The sequence below is a fragment of the Synechococcus sp. RC10A2 genome (assembly GCF_047502605.1).
In genome coordinates, this window is the sequence record NZ_JANSHP010000056.1 from 1 (window position 1) to 521 (window position 521).

A 521-nucleotide genomic window follows, 5' to 3' on the forward strand; every position below is an offset into this window, starting at 1 on the left:
TTGATGCGGGGGAATGTGAAGGATCTCAACTCCCCCGCTTTTTTGAAGCGAGGCCGCCCCCGCCGCTTGCCTGTGCTATCCGGCTCCCGCCACGCTTTCCACGCCTTGTCCAGCCGCATCAAGTTTTGCTGCAGCACCTCGGCGTAAATGCCCCGGTAGGCCGGGAACAGTTGCTTGATTTGTTTGAGGGATCCCGCCTGCCGATAATAATTCGGCTCCAGCGGGGGTTCTGACACAGGCAACGGACAAGAGACAAGACTGCAGCGGTCAATTGGGCAACGGGTTGCGGTCAGCCAATCCAGTCTCTGCCCCAGAGCGTCGTTCCACTGCCGCCGCAACAATTCCAGCCACTCGGTCATCAGAGCGGCTTGGTCGTCGCTGGGCAGGATCCGGTACTCGTGGGTGATAATCATGAGACGGTTCTAGCATTTAGCGCAATGAGCTACAACATAGGCCATCGTTCTGTTTACAGCCTACAAATCCACTTGGTGCTGGTGACAAAGTACCGTCGTCGGGTGATA

Annotated in this window: 1 protein-coding gene and 1 pseudogene; one reads left to right on the top strand and one right to left on the bottom strand. The window is 57.2% G+C overall.

The window, feature by feature from the left end; all coding sequences use genetic code 11:
- Nucleotides 1–413, bottom strand: a 413-nt coding sequence (locus NW848_RS07390; protein WP_414508393.1) for a helix-turn-helix domain-containing protein, incomplete at its 3' end; no start/stop codon positions are given.
- Between NW848_RS07390 and NW848_RS07395 the strand changes: the two are divergent.
- Nucleotides 369–521, top strand: a pseudogene (locus NW848_RS07395) (IS200/IS605 family transposase); the annotation flags it as partial. The gene NW848_RS07390 and the pseudogene NW848_RS07395 sit on opposite strands and share 45 nt — an antisense overlap.